Annotated in this window: 15 protein-coding genes; 3 read left to right on the forward strand and 12 right to left on the reverse strand. The window is 46.6% G+C overall.

All coding sequences use genetic code 11. The features are described 5' to 3' along the window. Positions 1–678 precede the first annotated feature (678 nt). Positions 679–2,238, reverse strand: coding sequence for a sigma-54 interaction domain-containing protein (locus tag B9A32_RS19035; RefSeq protein ID WP_084071553.1), 1,560 nt, complete (start codon positions 2,236–2,238; stop codon positions 679–681). A 418-nt stretch (positions 2,239–2,656) separates the two neighbouring features. On the opposite strand from B9A32_RS19035, the gene B9A32_RS19040 reads away from it, so the two are divergent. Next, positions 2,657–3,445 (forward strand): hypothetical protein, encoded by a 789-nt coding sequence (locus B9A32_RS19040; RefSeq protein ID WP_084071554.1) that lies wholly within the window; start codon positions 2,657–2,659, stop codon positions 3,443–3,445. Between the two features lie 370 nt (positions 3,446–3,815). Here B9A32_RS19040 and B9A32_RS19045 read toward each other — a convergent pair whose 3' ends face one another. After that, the gene (locus B9A32_RS19045) at positions 3,816–5,228 is read right to left on the reverse strand and encodes an MATE family efflux transporter (protein ID WP_084071555.1); all 1,413 of its coding nucleotides are present in this window, start codon (positions 5,226–5,228) and stop codon (positions 3,816–3,818) included. Positions 5,229–5,856: 628 nt separating this feature from the next. Between B9A32_RS19045 and B9A32_RS19050 the strand changes: the two genes are divergently transcribed. Beyond that, positions 5,857–6,699: an endonuclease/exonuclease/phosphatase family protein gene (locus B9A32_RS19050; protein WP_232367238.1), complete on the forward strand. Its 843-nt coding sequence runs from the start codon at positions 5,857–5,859 to the stop codon at positions 6,697–6,699. Between the two features lie 6 nt (positions 6,700–6,705). Here B9A32_RS19050 and B9A32_RS19055 read toward each other — a convergent pair whose 3' ends face one another. Next, positions 6,706–7,443, reverse strand: coding sequence for a GntR family transcriptional regulator (locus tag B9A32_RS19055; RefSeq protein ID WP_084071556.1), 738 nt, complete (start codon positions 7,441–7,443; stop codon positions 6,706–6,708). Between the two features lie 351 nt (positions 7,444–7,794). Here B9A32_RS19055 and B9A32_RS19065 point away from each other — a divergent pair, with 351 nt between their 5' ends. After that, complete coding sequence (locus B9A32_RS19065; protein ID WP_212638022.1) at positions 7,795–9,819, forward strand: ASKHA domain-containing protein; 2,025 nt, start codon at positions 7,795–7,797, stop codon at positions 9,817–9,819. Between the two features lie 12 nt (positions 9,820–9,831). Here the strand turns inward: B9A32_RS19065 and B9A32_RS19070 are convergent, their stop codons facing one another. From B9A32_RS19070 to B9A32_RS19110, 9 genes are all read right to left on the reverse strand, one after another. Further along, positions 9,832–10,713: an amino acid ABC transporter permease gene (locus tag B9A32_RS19070; RefSeq protein ID WP_232367239.1), complete on the reverse strand. Its 882-nt coding sequence runs from the start codon at positions 10,711–10,713 to the stop codon at positions 9,832–9,834. Between the two features lie 92 nt (positions 10,714–10,805). Beyond that, positions 10,806–11,636 (reverse strand): transporter substrate-binding domain-containing protein, encoded by an 831-nt coding sequence (locus tag B9A32_RS19075; protein WP_212638023.1) that lies wholly within the window; start codon positions 11,634–11,636, stop codon positions 10,806–10,808. A gap of 175 nt (positions 11,637–11,811) precedes the next feature. Then, positions 11,812–12,564, reverse strand: coding sequence for an amino acid ABC transporter ATP-binding protein (locus B9A32_RS19080; RefSeq protein ID WP_084071560.1), 753 nt, complete (start codon positions 12,562–12,564; stop codon positions 11,812–11,814). A 450-nt stretch (positions 12,565–13,014) separates the two neighbouring features. Beyond that, positions 13,015–13,857: an amino acid ABC transporter permease gene (locus B9A32_RS19085; RefSeq protein WP_232367240.1), complete on the reverse strand. Its 843-nt coding sequence runs from the start codon at positions 13,855–13,857 to the stop codon at positions 13,015–13,017. Between the two features lie 642 nt (positions 13,858–14,499). Next, on the reverse strand, positions 14,500–16,554 hold the full coding sequence (locus tag B9A32_RS19090) for a molybdopterin-containing oxidoreductase family protein (protein WP_212638024.1): 2,055 nt from the start codon (positions 16,552–16,554) through the stop codon (positions 14,500–14,502). 58 nt (positions 16,555–16,612) lie between these two features. Continuing rightward, positions 16,613–17,086, reverse strand: a complete 474-nt coding sequence (locus B9A32_RS19095; protein ID WP_084071562.1) for a 4Fe-4S dicluster domain-containing protein — start codon at positions 17,084–17,086, stop codon at positions 16,613–16,615. After that, the gene (locus tag B9A32_RS19100; RefSeq protein ID WP_084071563.1) at positions 17,074–18,339 is read right to left on the reverse strand and encodes an NAD(P)/FAD-dependent oxidoreductase; all 1,266 of its coding nucleotides are present in this window, start codon (positions 18,337–18,339) and stop codon (positions 17,074–17,076) included. Before B9A32_RS19100 ends, B9A32_RS19095 begins: the two co-directional genes overlap by 13 nt. Positions 18,340–18,829: 490 nt before the next feature. Next, the gene (locus B9A32_RS19105) at positions 18,830–20,719 is read right to left on the reverse strand and encodes a GGDEF/EAL domain-containing response regulator (RefSeq protein ID WP_084071564.1); all 1,890 of its coding nucleotides are present in this window, start codon (positions 20,717–20,719) and stop codon (positions 18,830–18,832) included. Positions 20,720–21,384: 665 nt separating this feature from the next. Beyond that, positions 21,385–22,755 carry a response regulator gene (locus B9A32_RS19110; RefSeq protein WP_084071565.1) on the reverse strand — a complete coding sequence of 457 codons (1,371 nt, stop codon included), beginning with the start codon at positions 22,753–22,755 and terminating at the stop codon, positions 21,385–21,387. Positions 22,756–22,758: the final 3 nt, after the last annotated feature.

The raw sequence follows: 22,758 nt of genomic DNA on the forward strand, positions 1-22,758 counted from the left end.
ATCAATGGTGATAATCCCTGAATTGGCAAATAGTTATGAGTAGTCTACATAATTCTTTTGCCAAAACAACACGAAAATAAGAGATAAGAATCTAAATGAACCAATTTGCATGTCTATGATTAATAGTGCTTCCATAAATATTCCCTTCTGAGGCATTAAACGTTGAAATAACCTGCCGCGCCAATAGCCTTTTCGAAAATCGGCAAACGTTTTCACGGTCAGGCTTATTGCTTTATTAGCGCATACCCAAAATAATAATCCTCAAGCATCTTCGATTTGAATATACTCCCACATTTCGTTCTGATGCAACCACATTGGATCAGTATTTTGCCTGATGTATTCACCATTGTGGATGCTTTTTTGATTCGAACCTGTTTTCCATTCATGAATACCCACTTGTATTTTTTTTGTCTTTCTGCTTTAGCTTTTTTTCTGGCCGCGCTTTTATGCGGGAGTGAGTTTCTTTTTAGCTTTTCGCATGTACTTCATGCTTCAACCAACAACATATTATGCGTATGGATGAATTATATTTGGTGGTAACGGTTTGACAGATCGCCATTCATTGGAAAAATGAGATGTTTGCCATAAATCAATATTTTTTTGTAAACTCATCCACATATCGGGAGTAATACTCCAAAATTTTTGACAATGATCACTTTGTTCCTGAACTGCACCAAGCTAATTTCCAGTTACTTCTCTTCTTTTTCCAAACGTGATGCCAAGTTTACGCATGCGGTGCCTGAGTGTACTGGGGTTTACACCCAAACGGCAGGCAGCCCCATTTGGGCCATTGATTCTGTTGTTACACAACAAAAGAACATTTTCGATATGATTCCGCATCACTTCATCCAGTGTTAGCACGTCTTGTTCGAAACTGGGGCATAGAGGATGGGATTGCCGATGCGGCCTGCCTATACCATCAAAAATTAGTCCTCCATCAGGAGTGCCGGCTAAGGCGTGTATAAGGGCTCTCTCAACTGAATTTTCCAACTCCCTCACATTCCCGGGCCAATCATGTTCTATTAGCTTTTTCATTTGAATCAACGAGATCGTCGGATGGACTGGAATTCTAATTTCTTGACATTTCTTTTGGATGAAGTGCTTAACCAGATCTGGGATATCAGCTTTTCGATGTCGCAACGGCGGAATCGTTATTGGAAACACGTTGAGCCGGAACCACAAATCTTCTCTAAAAGATTTTTCAAGGACCATCTGTTGCAGGTCCCTGTGTGTGGCGGAGATGATGCGAATATCCACCTTGATTGGGTCCCTGCCTCCCACCCGTTCGATGGTTTTGTCCTGCATTACACGTAAAAGCCGTGTTTGTGCAGAAAGGGGAAGATCACCAATTTCATCGAGAAAAATCGTGCCGCCATGAGCCCTCTCAAATCGGCCTCTACGGGCTGTTCCGGCACCAGTGTAAGCCCCCTTTTCATGACCGAAGAGTTCACTGTCAATCAGGTTTTCGGGTAATGCTCCACAATTGACCTTTATAAATGGACCGCTGTGCCGTAGCGAAGAATAGTGAATTGCGTTGGCAATAACCTCTTTTCCCACGCCGGTTTCCCCCAAGAGCAACACATGGCTATTCAATGGGGCCACTTGTCGAACCATTTCCATGATGGGTTTTAGTCCATCCTCTTCACCAATAATTTCTGTCCCTGCAATCTGGCGCAACTCGCTGGCCAGATAGCGGTAGTCATCGGATAGCTTCTTTTGCAGGCGCAGGACTCCCTGGTGCTTTAAGATGTTTGCAATGGCAATGGCAAAAGGATCGTGCAGGAGTTCCAGCAAATGAGCGTGTTCTTTGCAAAATAAGTCTCGCCCCTGTGCTGAAATCACAAGTTCACCACACCTTTTACCGGCTACTTGCAGGTGTAGCAGCAAAAAGCAAAGGGGGGATTGTTTTGCTTTCAGTTCAAACTGTTTTGCCACCGGCTGCATTTCTGATCGGTTAATCATGCTAACCACCGGGCCATAATGACCCTTTTCAACGAATAGTGCGGCTTCTTTGGACAACTTGACCGGATAATACGATGGCGTTTCAGAATAGAAACTTGCAGAAGCGATATTGCTAAGTACCCGGTTTTCCGGATCATATGTGTTTAAATCCAGGGTTTGAGCGGGCATGAAATTTTCAAGATACTTGCGAATGTCTGTCAGCATGTTTTTTGCGTCCAAGTTACCGCAAATTCGTTTGGACGCTTGGTGGAAGAACTCCTTGTCACTAATGGTCACCACTTTCCCCCTGATATCTGTCGCATGTGATGTAAAATGGAAAAACTATCGTATATGACAAAAAACCTTGGCACATATGGTAAAATTTATCAAATGTTTTTTTCAACCCACTTGAATTAATAGCAAAAACTTTATGGCGTGTATCTTGCTTTACCGTATTTGAATCGACTGGTAACAGCGCTCCTTTCGGGCTTGTTTTAGAATTAACCGTCAATTATGGGACGCAAAAAAAAAAAGAGGAAAGTAAATGATGGATGGCCAACAAATAGAGACATAGTGGAAAATATCACACCCCAAGATTTTGGGCACACGCACCCAGTATGTGGGGTAAAGATTTCCATCACAAAGTACGCCACGCTGGGCGTGGCATCCACATCGAATCGTTAAGCACAATGGAGGAATCACGGAGGTAATCTAAATGAGTAAGTATCTTGTATGGTTTCTGGCCATTATCGTTTTTGAGCATTTTGTTAGTATAGGGATTGGGTGCGCTGAGGATCAAGCGAAACAGTTTTGGTGGTCTAACATCTCTTATCAATATGACACAGAAAGAGAATACATTACATTGACGCCTGAATTTGAAACCAACGATTTGCCATTTGATCTGGAGCTTTATGGGTTCGTTGATTTTACTGGTGCCCATGGCCACCATGAAACCAATCTGAAAAACCATTGCGGAAGCTTAGACCTATTCAAGCCTTTGAACACATTCGGTATTGCCGAAGATAACATTGTTCTGCAAATGTTTGATGTGGCCATGGAATATAATATAGCAACCTTTACGGATGATCGTTGTTATTTCGGTTTCCGTTGGCGAGGTACCAGAACTTTTGGAGGTATAAGCAAGTTCCTTAATAGAATCCATGCTACTTTTGACATCACCGTCTTTCTGGCTCGCACGGATGGTCGGCAAGGACACAACTGGTGGATGATTTCTCCTTACCTAAAAATTCCATTTAATATCGGGAGGATAAGCTGCTTTTCCAGTACATGGTGTGACATAGACTTTGATAACCCATTGAATGAATACCGCCATGACAGCATTTCAGGACAAAGCATGCTCGGAGTCAATATTTGGAAACAACTATATGCCTTTTGCGAGGTTAAATACGAAGATTTTCAGGAACCTTTTGATGATGCCTTTGGGATGGGTTTTGGCCTCATGTGGCAGTGGTACTTTGAAAAACCAGAATCTGTAATAAGATAAGGATAAAAACTCCAGAAAAGTTTTCAATGCCCTTGTCACCCATAGGCAAATCTATCTATCTGTGCCTGGAAAGTGATAAACACATATTTAAATCTCTCAACTTTCGGTGTTCGCATTTCGTGGTGGGGTCAGGCTTTCGTTATTGACATTATCGAGGCTTTTTTCGTTGGCAAAGGCCTTGGTCGATAACATCAATAACAAAAGCCTGACCCCGTCGGCACACTGAGCCCATCGGTACATTTAAAAATGCTGGCTTTGAAATGAAGCCCGAAAGTTGAGTAAATCTGCTATCCACCATGGGTTTGGGATCAGCCGGTGGCTGTGGTGTGTCATGGATGGTGGTCTCTCCCGGGTGTTAGAAAAATTGGCATTAAGCCAGCCCCTTCCGGTACTTTTTTTTGATGTGCTTGCTGCTGACCCTGCAAAGGCGTGATAAAAGCAACACACCGGAAATGGTGAGGCCTGCGATGAGGCTCAGCCAGAACCCCTTTGCTCCCAATGCCGGCACCACAAGGTCGGTCATGGCAAGGACATAGCCCAAAGGAAGGGTGATGACCCAGTAGGCTATAAAGGTTAAAAGCAGGGTCACGTTGGCATCCTTGTATCCCCGGAGCGCTCCCTGGCAGGTGGTCATAATGGCGTCCGAGACCTGGTAAAGGGCAGCTATCTGCAAGAGTGATACGGCAATGACGGATACCACGGGATCCGTGGTGTAGATGGCCACGATTTCATGGGAAAAGAGCCGGGTGAAGGTGAGGGTCAAAAGGGAAATCCCCAGGGCCAGGGCACAGCCCATTAAACAGGAAAACCGGGCCGCTTCAGGATCTTTCCGACCGATGGCGTGTCCCGCCCGGATGGTGATGGACATGCCGATGCTCAAGGGGAAGGCAAAGACAAGGCCTGAATAGTTGAGGGTGATCTGGTGCCCGCCCACGATTATTGCTCCCAGCACACCTATAAACAGGGTGATGCAGGCAAAGATACTGCACTCCATGAAGATGGTGCCGCCAATGGGAAGCCCCAGTTTAAGGATTTCCATGATTCCTTTTGCCGAGGGAAGCGACAGGGTTGAAAAAACCTGGGCTTTTCGGCACTGTTTGTTCACCAGGCTGTAGACAAGGATGCAGAAAAAAAAGAGCCAGAAAGTCAGCCCGCTTGCATAGCCGCACCCGGCTCCGCCAAGCTCAGGGAATCCCCATTTTCCGTGGATGAGGATGTCATTCGCCACATAGTTGAAGCCAACGGTGATGACAGAGATAATCATCTGTGGTTTTGTGTCACCAAGGCCCTCCACATAGGATTTGAGGACAAAATAACCGGCTGCAGCCGGTAATCCCAAAGAGAGCCCGACAAGGTAGCCCTTGGCAATAGCTATCACCTCACTGTCAAGTTTCATCATTTCAAGAACGGTGTCCATGTGCCAGAACACGGCAAAGAGGAGGGCGGCGATCAGGATGCCCAGCCAGAGAGCCTGCCTCACCTTGGGACCGATCTCTTTCAGATGTCCGGCTCCCGTGAGCTGGGCCGTGATCGGGGTGACCGCCATCATCACTCCGCTCAGGCCAATGATACAGGGAAATCCGATGCTTGAGCCCACAGCCGCTCCGGCCAGGGCGTTGTTGCTGTAATGGCCGGCCATCATGGTATCGATGAATCCCACGGCGGAAACGCCGAGCTGGGTCACCAGTATGGGAAGGGCAAGTTTTATGATCGCTGCAAGCTCTTCCAGGTAATGGTGCCTGCAGGAAAGGGGTTTTGCTATGGGGTGGGTCAGAATTGTCATGGGTTACTCGCTTTAGGGCCTCATGATGCCGGTTTTAAAAAAATGGCGCAAGGGAGGCAAATGTTAAAATACGTTGAATACGTTGTGCTCGTGGAGAATCCGGTTTGATCAAAGGATTCCCGGATCATGTTGACACCGATCCAGAAGAGAAGTCCACTTAATTATCAAATATCATAAAAAACAGCAATAAAATTCGCCATCCTGAAATGGCCCAAGAGTCCAGGGAGATCCGTCTTGCATGCATTGACTTTTTGGCATGTTTCATTTTTCAGTTTACACTTTTCAGACAGATGTACCCATTTCCCGGGAAAACTTGATGAAAAAGTGTAAACTACTTTTGAAGCTGTATGAAAGATGCCGACTTTTTTTGCAATAATTCACGGCAGGACCCGGGATACCACGGATACGGGGGTGCTACTGGAAACAGTGGGTGAAAAATTCAAAATCAACAAATCTACTTAAATGCTTATGATTCACAAACTCCAAGAAATGAGCCATAAAAAAATTTTATCTGAAAACGAATTAACAGGAATCCTTTGAAAAGAAAAAAAAGGATGTTATGATTTCATCATTTTTTTAAGACTTGCCGATTTTTCAAAAATGAAACCTGATTTTTAGGTCATAGGATATGAGCCTGATCACAAAAAAGAGTGGAAAAAACAAAATGGTGAATGACATAGCATTTCATGACAAAAAAGCCATCAAAATGGATGTGGCGGTTTCTCCAGAGTTAACCATAATGACCATGAACATGAGATTTGGTCTGGCCCGGGATGGAAACAACGGTTGGCTTTATAGAAAGAGCCTTATTAAAAAACTGTTAAAGCAATACCCGGCTGATATCATTGGATTTCAGGAGCTCAACCATTTTCAGATGGGATTTTTACAACGCCGGCTCAAGGCCCATGGTTTTATCGGATGGTACAATCCAGGGGTGCCATGGTGGCAAAGCAACAGCATATTTTTTTGCACCGACATTTGCTGTCTACAAAAAAAACACTATTTTCTCAGCCACACTCCGGATGTTCAGTCAAAACTGCCCGGAAGCAAATGGCCCCGCCAGTGTGTGATGGGACTTTTTCAGATCCGGGATCACCGGGTGATCATGGCCAACACCCACTTTGATTTTGAAGAATCAGTGCAGGACGAAAGTGCCCGGCTGGTGCTTTCTTTTCTGGATGATTTTCCCCCAAAGACACCGGTGATCATCACAGGCGATTTTAATGCAGCCCCGGGCAGTGCCGCATATCAAAGGTTTCAATCAGCCGGGTTTTCCGAAGTGTTTGCCAACCATTATAAAACAACCTTCCATGATTTCAAAGGCCATGACACCGGACGACACATTGACTGGATTTTGTATCGCGGCCCGTTGACAGTAAGCGATAAAAAGATCATCATGGATACCTTTGACAATCGGTTTCCATCGGATCACTATCCAGTGACGGCCCGGTTTCAGCTGGAACACCCATAGCATTTTTCACTCATCAATTTCCACAAAATCAGAGCTTTCAAGCCGGGGGGTAAAGGTATCCATAAAAGCCATCTCCCCCCTCATGTAAAATTCAACATAGGTCACCGGCTCTTCGGCTGAATAAAGAACCCGCTGGATACGAAACACAGGATACCCGGGGTCCACCTTAAAAAGCGGTGCCATCTCCTGATCCAGCACAATGGCTGTCATGCTTTGACTGGCCCTGTTAATGGGAATATCATACTTGTTGATCAGAAGATCATGGATGGAACGTTCCTGGAGATTTTCCCAGAGCATACCGGCATACTTGTCCGCACGCAGATATCGAATGGCATATCGCACCGGCTTATTGTCAAAAAACCAGAGCTGACGAATGATCACCACTTTTCCGTCATGGGCCAGCATCTTATCGACATTTTCCGGGGGATCAATGATCCTGGCATCCAAGATTTCAGAAGTCAGTTCAACATGAAGATCCTCAGCCCATTTTTTAAAGGGACGAATCCAGAAAAATCCCGATGTATAATGGTTGTTTTTTTTAACAAAGGAGCCCTTGCCGGGAATGCGCTCCAGCAATCCCTGCTCATGGAGTTGATCAAAGGCCTTGCGGGCTGTCATGCGACTTACCCCAAACTGTTTTGCCAGCTGATTTTCCGATGGAATGGCATGGGTAAATTTTTTGGAATGAATACCCTGGATGATATAGTCCTTTATTTTCTCATATTTGGGATATTTTTTCTTCATTTCATCTCTTCAGGTTCAAATGGTTGTGTTCAAGAAAAGGGCAAATATTCGAGTTGGTTCTGTAAATGCTTGGCCGGTGCCCCATATTTTCCTGTTTGGGACTGCGCAGCATACCATTGCCAAGGGTGAGCAGGCCCAAATGAGTGAAGACGGGGTGCCGGCCGGATATTTACGGTGCGGGCACATCCAGCGGAACAAGGCTTGCAATCAGTAGATATGACATTGTTAGTTCATAAAGTCGAGATTTTTTTCTTGACACCGCCGGGAAATGATTTTAGGCTCAGCAAATCTGTATATACAATTCAAAAAACAGGGTCAAAAGGCGGTTCTCCCATGGACAAAAACCATGCAATGATCATATTTCAACCTTCGGGTCTCAGGGGAGAGGTGCCCCTGGGCATCTCCATCATGGAAGCCTCCAGGCAGCTGGGGGTGGATATTGAAGCCCTTTGCGGAGACAAGCAGGTGTGCGGTAAATGCAAAGTTCGCATTGAACAGGGTGTTTTCCAGAGATTCGGCATTGAATCAAAACCCTCCCATGCAGGCCCCTGGCAGGTATCTGAAGAAAAATACATTGCCCCGGAAGAGCGGGAAAAGGGATATCGCCTGGGATGTGCCACACGGATAAAGGGTGATCTGCTTGTGTTTGTTCCTGAATCATCCCGGGCAGGCAAACAGGTGGTGAGCAAGGCGGCAGGCACCATACACATCACACCGGACCCTGCTGTGAAGTCATATTACATTGAACTGAAAGAATCCACATTTGACAAACCCCTGGGCCATTTTGAACAAGTTTGTGAGGCGTTGGAAACCCAATTTGCTCTATCGTCTCTGACCATTGATGTCCATGCACTGCAATGCCTTGGTCATGCCCTGACAAAGGGAAAATGGTGCATCACCGTCACGGTTTGGATGGACAGGGAGATCATCCGAATCAGGCCGGGAAAAGCCACAACGTCCCTTGGCCTGGCCATTGATATCGGCACCACCACCATTGCCGCATATCTGTGCGACCTCACCACCATGGATGTTCTGACAACGGTATCCGGTATCAATCCCCAATGCAAATACGGGGAGGATGTTCTCTCCAGAATCAGCTATCACATGGCCCATGCACATGGGCTTGACCGCATGCATGACGATATTATCAATACCGTTAATGGGCTGATCAGGGATGCCGTCAACGCGGTGTGCCAGGCAAAAGAAAGCGCTGATAGCCCGTCAGAGCAGCTTCCGTTGGACAGCACTGCCCTTCCCCAGAGCCCGGGTGTGGAAGATATCGAGGATATCACCATCTGCGGCAACACCACCATGCACCATATTCTTTTGAAGCTCAACCCTGAAAACCTGGGGGCCATCCCCTTTGCCCCCACCATTAATCACAGTGTTGATATCAAGGCAAGGGATCTTGGCATCAAGATAAACCCCGGGGCATCCATTTTTCTGTTGCCCAATGTGGCGGGATTTGTGGGGGGGGACACCATGGGGGTTTTGCTGGCGCGACAGCTCCATACATCCCATGAAATTGAGCTGATTGTGGACATCGGCACCAACGGCGAACTCATCCTTGGCAATAAAGATACACTGCTTTGTTCTTCCTGTGCCACAGGGCCTGCCCTGGAGGGTGCCCAGATCGAATTTGGCATGCGGGCGGCCCCGGGGGCCATTGAACGGGTCTCCATTGATCCGGACACCTGGGAGGTGGATTACAAGGTTGTTGGCCAAAAACCCTGGAAAAGCTATTCAAAACCCCAAGAGATGCACACCAAAGGCATATGCGGGTCAGGCATTCTGGATGCCGTGGCCCGGCTTTACATGGCAGGCATCATCAGAAAGGGCGGAGCCTTTACCAAAAAAGAACAAAAATCCCCACGGCTTCGCAAACACCCGGAAACAGGAATGCCCGAATTTGTACTGGCCTGGGCCAATGAGACAAGTATCGGCAAGGATATTGTCATCACCCAGAAGGATGTGCGCCAGGTGCAACTGGCCAAGGCAGCCATTTATACGGGCAGTAAGATCATGATGCGCAAAATGAACATTGACCGGGTGGACAAGGTGAAAATCGCCGGGGCCTTTGGCTCCCACATTGACTGTTCCCTGGCCCTGGTGCTGGGGATGTTTCCAGATTGCAAAATAGATGAAATAGAACCGGTGGGCAATGCCGCCGGGGATGGATGCCGCATGACATTGCTGAACCGTTCCCTTCGCCAAGAGGCAGATATGCTTGTTAAAAAAATGCAATATGTGGAATTAACCCTGGAGGAAGGATTTCCCCACCATCTCATGGAGGCCACCCAGATTCCCCACATGGTGGATGCATTTCCCCATTTGCACGGGGTTGTTAATCCGGATATTTTAAATCAAAAAAAGTAGGAATAATAGGTCTCAGTGTACCCCCCGGGACATGCTGTTTTCCAGCCGTTCCACAACCAGGGAACACGGCAGGGTCAAGGTCAGATACAAAAGCGTTACCACAATCCAGATTTCAATGGTGTGCAATGTACCGGTCATGATTTCAATGCCCTGGAAACACAATTCCTGGATGGAAATCACCGACACAATGGAGGAATCTTTAATCAATGAAATAAACTGTCCGGCCAGGGGGGGCATGATGCGCTGGAAGGTCTGGGGCAGGATGATGTGACGCATCTGCTGATATCGTGTCAGTCCCAGGGAGTGGGACGCTTCCCACTGCCCCCGGTCAATGGATTCAATGCCGGCCCTCACAATTTCAGTGATATAAGCCCCTTCAAAAATGGCAAGGGTCATCAATGCGGCAAGAAAGGATGTCAATTGGCTTGGTTTTGCAAACAAAACGGTAATAATGTTCTGACCGGTGGGGGAAAGGGTTTCTGCCCAGTCATCAATGCCCAGGGGATATAACAGCTGATCCCCCACAAAAAAATACGCAATAAAAATGATGACCAGGGGCGGCAGATTGCGCATGGTTTCAACATAGGTGGTGGCAAGCCATCGAAACAAGGGAATGGAGCTAGTTCTGGCAATGCCCGATACCACCCCGAAAACAGTGGCAAAAAGAATCCCCCAGATACTTAACCGAATGGTGGTGTAAAAGCCTGTCATAATGAGGCCGGAGACCCAGGAATTGCTTTCATTGTCAAACCGAAAAAGAAATTGAAAAATGGAATCCCAGGCCCAGTTGTAGTTCAACCCCACCTTTATCCGGTATGCAATAAAAAGGCAGAACAACAAGAACATCACGCTGAGCATCAAATCCGTGGGGGTGAAATATCGTTTTTTCTTCATGGGGTCAGACATCCTTGGCCAATGTTAAAAAAAAGATGTGGTATTTGCCGAAAATACCACATCCATGCGTCATGGGACAAACAATTGGGATCTTATTCCAGCAAAGAAGCCCAATCCATGCTGCGCCACCAATAATCTGCTTTTTCTTCAAGAAAACCTTCTGCCCTGACCACCTCAATCCAGTTATTAAGGTAAGCCAGCATGTCGGGATCACCCTTTCTTACACCAATACTGATGGGTTCTTTTGTAAGGGTTCCTTCAACAAGGGCAAGGGTTTCAGGATTTTTTGCCACCAGCTGGGCAGGCTCTGGCAGGGATTGAATAATGGCTGTTGCCTTACCGTTCAAAAGCTCCTGGACCATGGAACCATTATCGGAAAACAGCCTCTTTTGGGCCTTGGGAAGGTATTTTTTGGCTGTTTCCGCCGCTGTGACGCCCACCCGGGACAATACAATGTACGCAGGATCATTTAGATCCATGGGTGTTTTAATTTTATCTTTGTAATCTTTATGGATGCACACCTGGGTGCCGGTGAAATCGTAGGGTTGGGAAAAGTTGATTTTCAATGCCCGTTGGGGCGTACCCATCATACCTGCAATAATGATATCAAATTTGCCGGTGAGGAGTGACGGGATCAACCCCTCCCATTTGGTCGGGACAAATTCAATTTTAACACCCATGTCCTGGGCCAGCCGTTTGGCAACATCAATTTCAAAGCCCACCCATTCCCCGGTTTTACTTTGCATGGCCCAGGGTACAAAGGTGGCCATTCCCACTTTCAACTTTCCACTGCGAAGAATTTTTTCAACGGTGCTGCTCTTGGCCAGATCTTTTTGTATATTTGCAGCCAGAACCAATGGAGTGCTGATCATAAAAAACAGAAAGGTTAACGTGATAATAGTGCCGGTTAAACGAAATTTCATGCTGTTCTCCAGTTTCTTAAATGTTAATCTTCAACTTTTCGCCAAGGAGTCCCTTTTTGACTCTTTGATTCAGAAAGGGCAGTTGACATTCCCATTGTCGTAAAGAACCCGTTATCACCCCCTTTTGAGGAGCCGTTTCCGGCATCCATTTTCTTTTTTGGATGATACATCAAAGCTATAAAATCTGGCTTAAAAAAAGTTTTGTTCTTTCTTCCTGGGGGTTTGAGAAAAAATGGTCAGCCGTACCCCCTTCAATAATTTTTCCCTGGTCCATGAAGATCACCCAGTCGCTTACCTCCTGGGCAAACCCAAGTTCATGGGTAACACAGATCATGGTCATGCCCTCCCGGGCCAGGGTCTTCATCACATCCAGAACCTCACCGATCATCTCCGGGTCCAGGGCGCTTGTGGCTTCATCAAACAGCATCACCTTGGGTTTCATGGCAAGGGCCCTGGCAATGGCCACCCGCTGCTGCTGCCCCCCTGATAACTGGCCGGGATAGGCTGACACCTTGTCCTGGATGCCCACCTTTTCCAGAAGTTCCATGGAAACATCCTTTGCCACCCCGGTGGAACTTTTGCGAACCAATTTCTGGGCCAGCATGATATTTTCCAGCACTGTCATGTGGGGAAAAAGGTTAAAGGATTGAAACACCATTCCCATTTCCCGGCGAATCTTCAACCTGTTTTTCTTATCATGATCCAGGGGGATTCCGTCAAAAATGATTTCACCGGAATCAATCTCTTCCAGGCCGTTGAGGCATCTTAGAAAAGTGGATTTCCCCGATCCCGAAGGGCCAATGACCACAACAACTTCAGCCCTGCGGATATTGGTGGAAAAATCACACAACGCTTTTACACCGTTTGGAAAGGTTTTACACACCTTGTCCACCGTAATGATATGGTCACCCAATTTTTTTACATTCATGATGTCCTCATTGGTTTTTTATCCTGATTATTGTATCCATGGAGCACCCGGGTATTCCTTGGGTTCTACTTTACAGCCGGTAAAGCAGTGGTTTTGTTTTGTCAAAATCATCCCACCAATAAAATCAATAGGTCTGAGTCCCTTACTAAATTTTTTATATAACGGGCATCTCCTGTCGAACACAACAAATATAGGGTCGTAGACGCGGAGCCAAATGGTATTATACCGCCGCCCCCCCCGACGGGCAATGGGCCCGGACCGGAACTGTAGACAGCTCAATTGTCCGGTTCCTATTGCCCGTCGGGGGGGGCGGCTCTGCCTTAGCTTGCCTTGGAGGCGGTTTTTTCATATAAACCGCCACGGGTGGACCGTATTCTGACCTCGGTCTGCCCATGGCAGTTATACTTAAATTGGCAAAATTCCGCCGTAGTACTAACAAACGGGTATAATTTAATTGTAAACTTTAAACTTTCTTTCCAGCAGGGAGACTAACTGCGACAAAGCAACCGTGATAAAAAGGTATATGGCAGCTATGGTAAAATATATCTCAAAGGTTAAGAACGTTTCTGCCACAATGGCATTGGCCTGCATGGTCATCTCATAAACAGCTATGACGCTGACAAGGGAGGAATCTTTAATTAAAGAAATTGTCTGGCTGGTTAACGGGGGTAATACTCTTCTGATGGCCTGGGGAAGGATGATCTTGCGGTAGGTGTCAAACCCCGACAACCCCAGGCTGTGGGCAGCCTCCCACTGCCCCCGTGGCAAAGACACAATGCCGGATCGATAGATCTCCGATGCATAGGCCCCTTCAAACAGACTTAAAGCAAGTATGGCGGAAAACAACCGATCAATGCCCAGAACCGGGGCCACAACAAAATAAATAAAAAAAAGCTGAACAATAAGGGGGGTATTTCGGGCAAGTTCAAGATAAATGCGGGCAAAGGCCCTGCCCACAATGGAATCAGACAACCGCAAAAGGGCCGTGAAAAGCCCGATGATGTAGGTCAGAATCATGCTGATCCAAGTGATATTCAAGGTCACTTTCAAGCCCTGAAGCAGGGGTCCTGCGGTAAAAGAGCCATCCTCCAGGGTAAATAAATACTTGGGAACCTGATACCATTGCCAGAAATACCCCTGTTCTGAAGCGCCCTTGAGGATGATATATACCACACCCGCCATTACCAGCACATAGGCAAGAATATCTTTTACAGGGATTTTTGAAAGGCTGAAAACACCCTTTTTTGAATCAATGATGCTTGGTTCATGGCTCTGCGGCATGGAATGGTTCATTTTTTTCCTTTTCGGAATGCATTTTTAAAAAAACTTGCCCATTTCAGTCCCCCAATCCGTTGAAAAGCAGTGTATTTTAATTTTTTACATGACCCTGACATTGCAATCCATTCCTGAGCATGGCATGAAGAATGCCGTTTTCAGGTCTTGATTGTCAATTCAAACGGATTTGTAACGGGTTCTTCTATGTATATACAACCAATTGTTTTTTTCAATCAAGTTATTTTTCACTCAACTTTCGGTGTTCGCATTTCGTGGTGGGGGTCAGGCTTTCGTTATTGACATTATCGAGGCTTTTTTCGTTGGCAAAGGCCTTGGTCGATAACATCAATAACAAAAGCCTGACCCCGTCGGCACACTGACCCCATCGATACATTTAAAAATGCCGGCTTTGAAATGAAGCCCGAAAGTTGAATTTTTCAATAACGGGCATCTCCTGTCAGACACAATGAATATTGGGGCTTGGTCATAACGTCGGCCATTTTGTGATAAAATTTTGACGGTAAAAATTAATACTTGTAATTACAAACCCTTATAGCTAATAAAATATTATCTCATGTATAGTGGCCCAGCTTATGATCAAGCCCGAATATTGAGAATGCTACATGCCGCCCCCTCCGATGGGTAAAGCGCATTGCAGCCTCACTCCCCATCTTCCTGACGTTTGGGTTTAATTTTAACCTCCACGGATTTCATCAAAGGAAATCCGTCAATGGGATCATTACGGTCATCATGGGTAATGAGATTTACATTGCTCTCCTTCCATCCATGAGTGATCTGGGTAACACCGGGAAGGATATGGGAATGCGGCACCACGGTCACAGGAATATCCACAGACCCCACAGAGGAGGTCACGGTGACCACATCTCCGGTATCCACCCCCAACTGCCGGGCATCATGGGGGTGCATTTCGATCTCTCCATGGGGAATGGCGGTGCGGCACCGCTTAAAATTTCGATTTCTCCCATGACAATAAAATAACTTTCTGGCCCCTGTCACCAGAACATAGGGATATTCCGGGTTTGGATCACTCATATAGGTGGGGGCAATATATTCGGGTACATGGGAATAACCATGGCCCTTTAAATAATCAGAAACAAATTCAAATTTACCCGAAGGGGTATTAAATTTCTCTTTTTTATACTTTTGAAAATGCCTGGATTTATATTTAAACCCTTCCGGATGGTCAAAAAGAGTCTCCACAGTGATGCCCGTGTCCTTTAAAATCCATTGATTCAACTCATTTTCATCCTCCCAGGGAAAATAGTGTGATGCCCCCAGGCGATGTGCCAGCTTTTTCCAGAACATATAATCATAATCACATTCAGGGAAGGTCACAATTTCAGGAGAGATGCCAATGCTTTGACAAACAGGATAGGTGTGGAGTTCAGAATGCTCCAGATAGGTTGCCGCCGGCAGCACATAATGGGCAAGTTCTGCGGTTTCGGTCATGAAAAGTTCCCTTACCACAAAAAGATCCAATGCTTTCAGGGCCTGGATCACCTTCCGGCTGTTGGGATTGGTCAGGGCCGGATTTGCCCCGGTGAGCACCATTCCCTTTAACGGGTAGGGTTTTTGTGTCAAAATGGTGTCCATGGCGCTCATGGTGTGACACTCCTGGCGAAAATCATACAGCACCGGGAATTTATCTGCCCCAATGGGCCCCAGGTGGCGCAGGGGTTTTTCATCATACAAGGTCAAACTTCTTAAAGGAATTTTTTCCGGAATAAAATTGCCCCCCTCTTCATCCAGACTTCCCAGAAGCCCGTCAAGGCAGGCAATGGCGCGCACATTATTAATGCCGTTTTCATGGTGCTCAAGGCCGTTTCCTGCATAAATACATACTTTGGGACGGGCATTTCCTATTTTCCGGGCAATGTCCACCACCCGCTCCGCCGGAATCCCGGTCTCTTTTTCCACCCGTTCCGGTGTGAACGCTTTTGCATGGTCTGCATAGGCATCAAAACCGTGGGTATACCCTTTGATGAACTCATGGGAAATCAGATCATCCCGGATCAGCTGCCTTGCCAGCCCCAGGGCCAAAGCACCGTCGGTGCCGGGGAGAATCTGTATAAAATCATCGGCCTGACGGGCCATGGCAGAGAGTCTGACATCAATGACAATGAGCCTGCCGCCATTTTCCCGCCCCTGCAAAATAGACTGGGTCATATTGGGATGGGCATAGGGGGGATTGCTTCCCCAGATAACGGTGCATTTGGCGTTGGCAAAATCAGGTTCTGCCCAGGTGCCGGACACCAGGGCATAACCGATCCATCTGCCCACATAGCACTGGGAATCATTGGAAAAATAATTGGGGGAGCCAATGGCATGGGCAAATCGCCGGGCCAGCTCTTCCTGGGTTAAAAACCCCACAGCTTCTCCCTTCCAGATCCCCATGGCCCTGTTACCCCAAGTCTGTTGAATTTTTTTTATTTTTTCAGCAATTTCATCATAGGCCTGTTCAAGATCAATTTCCTGCCATTGACTGCCCACCCTTTTAAGAGGTTTTTTCAATCGATCCGGGGCATTGACAAGATCCACACCCAGGCGCCCTTTTACACACAGCCGGCCATGGTTCCACCTGTGCTCTTTAAGGCCTGTAATATTAACCACACGCCCATTTTCCACATAAACATTAATGCCGCAATGGTTATTGCACATCCGGCACATGGATTTGTAATGCTGTTTTTTTTCCATTGCTTGTTCCATGATTTTCCAGGAATTTTAAAACGTTATCCCACGCAGCAACGATTCCTTACAAAGGTGTGTGCAGCGTCGCCATAAACCGTTGAAATATCTCACGGTTATTCCGGCATGAGTCACCGGCGGTGACGTACTGCAAGGCCCCTGAAATACAGGCAGCCACACATTGGGGCTCCCCTTTGCAAAGGTTGCATTTTCGGCTGATAAGATTTGATTTATCAAAATGAATATTTCCAAAGGGACATGCCAGAATACACATTTTGCACCCTGCACAGCGCCCACTGTCAATTTCAACGGCCCCTGTTTCTTCATTCTTAGTAATGGCCGCCGCCGGACAGATCTCCATGCACCAGGCATCTTCACAATGCATGCAGGTCTGGGGAAGACAGATTTTAATATCATCATGATACGCCACACGGATGTTTGAATCTGCCCTGTTAAAGTCCCCGGTGTGCTGAAATGAACATGCATATTCACAATTGCGGCACACAACACATTTTTTTATATCCATGGTTATAAAGCGCATGAAGCCCCCTTGCCATAGGCTTGATGATACCGGGTCATATTTTGCGCCAGCATTTTTTTAAGTGCTGCCGGGTCCCCCTGGATTGAAATCTTTTCCCGGATCAAAGGCCGCAGCAGTCCAAGGGTTGATACCAATTCAGAGCCGCCGGCACAGGTGGCACCCACAGGAACCCCGTCTTTCATTAATATTTTCAAATATTGCCCATGGGAAAGGGTTTTGTCCGTCCATGTTTCTGCCCCTTCAACATCCATGAATTTGCCCATTGATGCCACTGTGATTCCAAACATCTGTGTGACATTCATATTAAGACTGCCTTCATAAGAGATATTCTCTCCTGCCATGCAGGCCCCTGCAATGCGGCCCGTTTCCAGGGCCGTGGGCCACAGCGCATGGATCACACAAGGCCCGCCAAAGGTGGAGGGCACCTGGGCCACATCTCCTGCTGCATAAACATGGGGAAGGGTTGTTTTCATGTGATGATTCACCACAACACCGTTATCAACCTCAATGCCGGTCCCTTCAAGAAAATCAATATTGGGCCGCACCCCGGTACCCACAATGATAAAATCCGATACCAGGTCATGCCCGTTGTTAAAGTAAAGCTTTAATTTACCGTCATGGGTTTGTTCAACTTTAAGGGTCCGGGTGTTGATGCGAAGATCCACGCCGGACTGTTTCATGGAAGCAGTTAAAATCTGAGCACCATGGTCATCCAGGGCATTGGGCATAATCCTGGACAGTAACTCAACCACAGTGACATCAAGCCCCCGGGACAATGCCGCCCATGCGCCCTGCAATGAGACAAATCCAGAGCCCAACACCACAACGGATTTTCCTTTTTTAAAACAGGGCATGAGATTTTCAACATCTGCCAGGGTCCAGAGATGATGAATCCCCTTTCCTTCCAGGCCGGGTATGGGCGGTTTAACCGGGGAAGATCCCGTTGCGATGAGCAGCCTGTCATAGGATACAGGGGCACTGTTTTCCAGAATAAGTGTCTGCTTTTCAGACAAAAGCTTTACCACGGCATCTGTTATGCATGTGGCACCCATTTGTGAATAATAATCTTCACTTCGAATAAACAAATTTTTAAAAGTGGTTTTTCCACGCAGATAATATGGCAACAACACCCTGGAATAGGGAATTGTACTCTCTTTTGTTATAACGGTGACCGGAGACGTCCGGTCCCTTTTCCGAAAGGCCTCCAGGGCACTTAACCCGGCAGCACTGTTGCCGATTATAACAAGCTGCATATGATTCACTCCATTGACAAGTTTATGGATGCCCGTTAATGGAAAAGCACCGGCCCAAAACCCAAGTTTTCCTGTTTCTGGGAAAGCCTTATTCCGTGACTTCCAGGGAAAAGCAGCGCCATACAAAACTGTATATACAAGTCGTACAAAATGCTTAGACCATCGCTTTGTTTTTGTCAAGTTTTTTGAAAGGAGTATAAGAAAAGCCTGTGGCAGTGACAGCAAAATAAAATAAAAATAACTCCCAGTTCATCGCAGAATCCATTCTTTATGATTCCAGCGACAAAGAAATTGCAAGGGCCACGGGTATTTTCGTCAGAAGCAAAATCCCTTTATCTGAAGAGATCGGCTATAAAAATTAACGATTTTCAGCTCAGGGAGTGTTGACTCTTTGGGGCTTGGTCATAACGTCGGCCATTTTGTGATAAAATTTTGACGGTAAAAATTAATATTTGTAATTACAAACCCTTATAGCTAATAAAATATTATCTCATGTATAGTGGCCCAGCTTATGATCAAGCCCACTATTTGCAACGCTTTTAAAGCCCAAATTATTCAACAGAAAAGTTTCAACCTGTGGGGTGCTCATTGGTCTGCTGAACAGATATCCCTGGACCTCCTGACACTGTTTTTTACGTAAAAACGCAGCCTGTTCCTTTGTTTCAACACCTTCTGCGATCACACGCATGTCCATCTCCTCTGCCATGGCAATAATGCCACTGACAACAGATCTCCCCACTTTTCCACCGGAAATACCACCGACAAAAACAGAATCAATTTTCAAGCAATCAATGTCGGTCTCTTCAAGGCAGGCCAAACTTGAATATCCGGAGCCGAAATCATCCACCGCAATACGAATATTCATTTGCTTCAATGCATTCAAAGTTTCAATAATTTCCCGGGCCCCACCGCGGATAAGTTCTTCTAAGATTTCAATTTCCAGCAGACCGGGGGGCAGTTTTATTTCTAACAGTATGCGCTTCATCATCTCCACAAAACCGGGATGAATAAATTGCTTTGAAGATACATTAATAGCAATCCTTCCCAGGGGCAGCCCCCGGTCCAACCAGGTCTGGGCCTGTCTGCAGGCTGTACGCATCACCCATTCACCAATGGCCACAATCATGCCGCTATCTTCGGCCATGGGGATAAATTCCATGGGAGGCACCTCTCCCAGCTCCCGATTATGCCATCGCAGTAATGCCTCCACGCCGGTGGGAGTTCCTGTTATCAGGTCAAACTGGGGCTGATAGTACAGTTCAAACTCATTCCCGTCAAAAGCCCGGTGGAGATGATTTTCAATGGTCATGCGTTTCAACGTTGGGGTATTCATGGATGCCTGGTAATAACTGAACATATTAGGGCCCATTCGTTTGGAGAAATACATGGCAATATCTGCATTTTTAAGCAATAGTTCCACAGTATCACCATCATCGGGAAAAATTGCAATACCAATACTGGGAGTAACGACAATCTGGTGCTTTCCCAGTTGCATCGGCTGACCAATGTGATCTACAATGCGTCGAGCCACCATCCCGGCATCTCCTTTTTTTTTCAACTCCGGCAACACCACTGTAAACTCATCCCCTCCCAAACGGGCAGCCATATCACTTTCCGATGGCCTTTCAAAACTGTCAACCACTCTAAGACATTTGATAAGTCGCTGGGATGTAGTTTGAAGTAAGTCATCACCAACACTGTGGCCCAGGGTATCGTTTATCCGCTTGAAATTATCCAAATCTATGAATAACAACGCAGCTTTGTGTTTGGCATGTGATGCTTTTTCAAGGTATTTAGTTAACCTGGCAAGAAATAATGTTCGGTTGGGTAATCCCGTCAAATTGTCATAAAAGGCCAACTGAGCAAGCCGGCCCTGGACTTCGCGGTTCAACTCCCATTTCCGGGTCAAAGCGTGGGCCAGCTGAAGCACCTCAATACTATCAAAGGGCTTTTTCAGGATTAAAAGACCGTCGGTTTCTCCCAATTGATGACGAAGCTTCTGCCATGAACAACCTGAATGGGCCGTGCAAAGCACCACCTGTAAATCGGGACACGCCTTCCAAAGATGGCATATGGTTTCAATAGCATCCCACCCTGGAGGCATGCGGGCATCCACGAATGCCAGTGCATAAGGACGGCCCTCGGATCGAGCCTTTTGAAGCATGGTCAACCCTTCTTTTCCCTGGGAGGCACAATCAATTTCAAATGGTGTTGAAATCATGGGCTGCCCCTCGTCTCCAAACCGTTCTGGCTCCAGTTCGTCCAGGTTGTGAGATGATCCATGGGATTTCATCAAAATTTTACAAAAATCCTGATGAGTGGAACTCTTATCATCAATGACAAGAATACGTTTACAGGGGCAATAATCATGGGATTTCATACTCTATCTCCGAGAATAGAAAGCTGCCATCAACACTTCCATTAATTACGCTGGAGAACTGTTTCAGTTCCCATCAGTCCATATTGATATGTCCGGGTGATAACGGCTCAGGCTGACTTCCATGCGTACCAGGGTGTCTTTGGTCACCTGGAGAGATTGCGTTGCCCACCACACCGAAACAAAATCGGTTTACACTGTCCACAATCAACAGCCCCGTACGTCGATTTTTTTGCGTCATCATATCCCTCCCTTGGCCGTGTTTGAAAATACGCCACACTATTACCAGCTATTAATTACAATATAAAGTGAAAAGAAGTCAAACGATTTGCTACAAAAGTATCTTATCGGATAAAAACAAAAAACCGATAAACATCACCTCATATGACATAAGGAAAGCGATATCCATGATATAAAATCCGATAACATTTTTTAGACCTGCGCGAAGGAATCAATTAATACCGTTTAAAGATGCATTTCAAAGTTTATTTCGCGAACCAAAGCAATAGGGATTGGTGACGAATTTTCATTTTTTAACCCATTGGGTTTTATGTTGGCCGCCATCGCCATAGCCTTGCCCTATGACAAGCAGGCGATGAGCAGGGTGAAATTGATTATTTTATTATCTATTGTGCGAAATCCAGATTTTAAAAAAGATGCAATGACAATTATAACGCAAAAGGTGCACCCTCCACCCGGTTCCGGCCGCTCTCCTTGGCCAGATAGAGATATTTATCCGCAGCATCAATGAGGCGGTCTGTGGGAAAGGTCTCTTTTAAATCCCCGGGATCAAGGCAGGTCAACCCGAAACTTGCAGTAACAGCAATGGGTTCTTCCCCATAGTGGATCACCTGTCCGGCCACAGCCTTTCTAAGGCGCTCTGTGCAGGCAAGGGCATCTTTAAAATCCGTTTCAGGCAACACAATGAGAAACTCTTCTCCGCCATAGCGGGCCACCCAGTCCACCTCCTTTCGGATGGTCTCCTTAATGATCCTGACAAAGGCAATCAACACCTGATCTCCGGCACTGTGTCCCCAGGTGTCATTCACTTTTTTAAAAAAATCAATATCTGCAAGTACCAGGGAGATGGGGCTGCCATACCGCCGGGTTCGCTTCAACTCTTTTTCAAGGTGGGCCGTGAGATAATTTCGATTGTAGCAGCCGGTAAGGGGATCGGTGATGGAAAGTTTTCTGATCTTTTCATTGGATTTTTTCAGGGCCTCTATTTTCTCCTTGAGTTGGCGACTGAGACGATACCGTTCCAGATGAACGGTGATGCGGGCCAGTAACTCCTCCTTGGCAAAGGGTTTCACCAGATAGTCCGACACCCCGGCCTTAAAAACCTTTAGCAGTTCTGACTGATCCGGCATGGCTGTCAAACAGATAATGGGAAGATCCCACCGATCAAATTCCTGACGTATTCTACGGGAAAAGACATCCCCGTTCATGTGGGGCATGAACAGATCTGTGATCACCACATCAATATCGTCCCCATTGTTTTTAAAAATTTCATACCCTTCCAGGCCGTTTTCAGCTTCAAGGACCCGGAGTCCCTCCTGTATCAATATCCCTGCCACAATTTTCCTTGCCACCACATTATCTTCCACCACAAGGGCCGTCATTCCCTCTGACAATGCCACAGGCTTTAAAATACGGTCCACCGCTTCCAGCAGTTCTCCTTTGACAAAGGGCTTGGAAAGAAAATCGCCCCCTCCCACTTCAAAGCCTTTTCTGCGGTGGGCCATGGTGTCCTGGCTTGTGATAAAAATAATGGGCAATCCCCCCTTTCCCATTTTTTCAATGATACGGGAATAATGCTCACTGCGCAGTCTTCGACAGGTATCCCAGCCATTGAGCCTTGGCATTTCCACATCCAGCGTCACCAGATCCGGAGGCGTATCACCGGAGATACGGACCAGGGCCTCCAGACCGTTGCAGGCTTCCTGTACCTCATACCCCCCTTGTTCCAGCTCTTCCCTGATGGTCATTCTCATCATGGCACTGTCATCCACCACCAGTATACGCTTTGGATTTTCCATTTT

The sequence above is a fragment of the Desulfocicer vacuolatum DSM 3385 genome (assembly GCF_900176365.1).
GTDB classification, from domain to species: Bacteria; Desulfobacterota; Desulfobacteria; order Desulfobacterales; family Desulfobacteraceae; genus Desulfocicer; species Desulfocicer vacuolatum.

Excerpts from the sequence above, each read along its gene's own strand:
- B9A32_RS19045 (WP_084071555.1), bottom strand. The coding sequence starts at position 5,228 with ATGACAATTCTGACCCACCCCATAGCAAAACCCCTTTCCTGCAGGCAC.
- B9A32_RS19110 (WP_084071565.1), bottom strand. The coding sequence starts at position 22,755 with ATGGAAAATCCAAAGCGTATACTGGTGGTGGATGACAGTGCCATGATG.
- B9A32_RS19095 (WP_084071562.1), bottom strand. The coding sequence starts at position 17,086 with ATGCGCTTTATAACCATGGATATAAAAAAATGTGTTGTGTGCCGCAAT.
- B9A32_RS19055 (WP_084071556.1), bottom strand. The coding sequence starts at position 7,443 with ATGAAGAAAAAATATCCCAAATATGAGAAAATAAAGGACTATATCATC.
- B9A32_RS19085 (WP_232367240.1), bottom strand. The coding sequence starts at position 13,857 with ATGAACCATTCCATGCCGCAGAGCCATGAACCAAGCATCATTGATTCA.
- B9A32_RS19050 (WP_232367238.1), top strand. The coding sequence starts at position 5,857 with ATGAGCCTGATCACAAAAAAGAGTGGAAAAAACAAAATGGTGAATGAC.
- B9A32_RS19105 (WP_084071564.1), bottom strand. The coding sequence starts at position 20,719 with ATGAAATCCCATGATTATTGCCCCTGTAAACGTATTCTTGTCATTGAT.
- B9A32_RS19080 (WP_084071560.1), bottom strand. The coding sequence starts at position 12,564 with ATGAATGTAAAAAAATTGGGTGACCATATCATTACGGTGGACAAGGTG.
- B9A32_RS19040 (WP_084071554.1), top strand. The coding sequence starts at position 2,657 with ATGAGTAAGTATCTTGTATGGTTTCTGGCCATTATCGTTTTTGAGCAT.
- B9A32_RS19070 (WP_232367239.1), bottom strand. The coding sequence starts at position 10,713 with ATGAAGAAAAAACGATATTTCACCCCCACGGATTTGATGCTCAGCGTG.
- B9A32_RS19100 (WP_084071563.1), bottom strand. The coding sequence starts at position 18,339 with ATGCAGCTTGTTATAATCGGCAACAGTGCTGCCGGGTTAAGTGCCCTG.
- B9A32_RS19065 (WP_212638022.1), top strand. The coding sequence starts at position 7,795 with ATGATCATATTTCAACCTTCGGGTCTCAGGGGAGAGGTGCCCCTGGGC.
- B9A32_RS19075 (WP_212638023.1), bottom strand. The coding sequence starts at position 11,636 with ATGAAATTTCGTTTAACCGGCACTATTATCACGTTAACCTTTCTGTTT.
- B9A32_RS19090 (WP_212638024.1), bottom strand. The coding sequence starts at position 16,554 with ATGGAAAAAAAACAGCATTACAAATCCATGTGCCGGATGTGCAATAAC.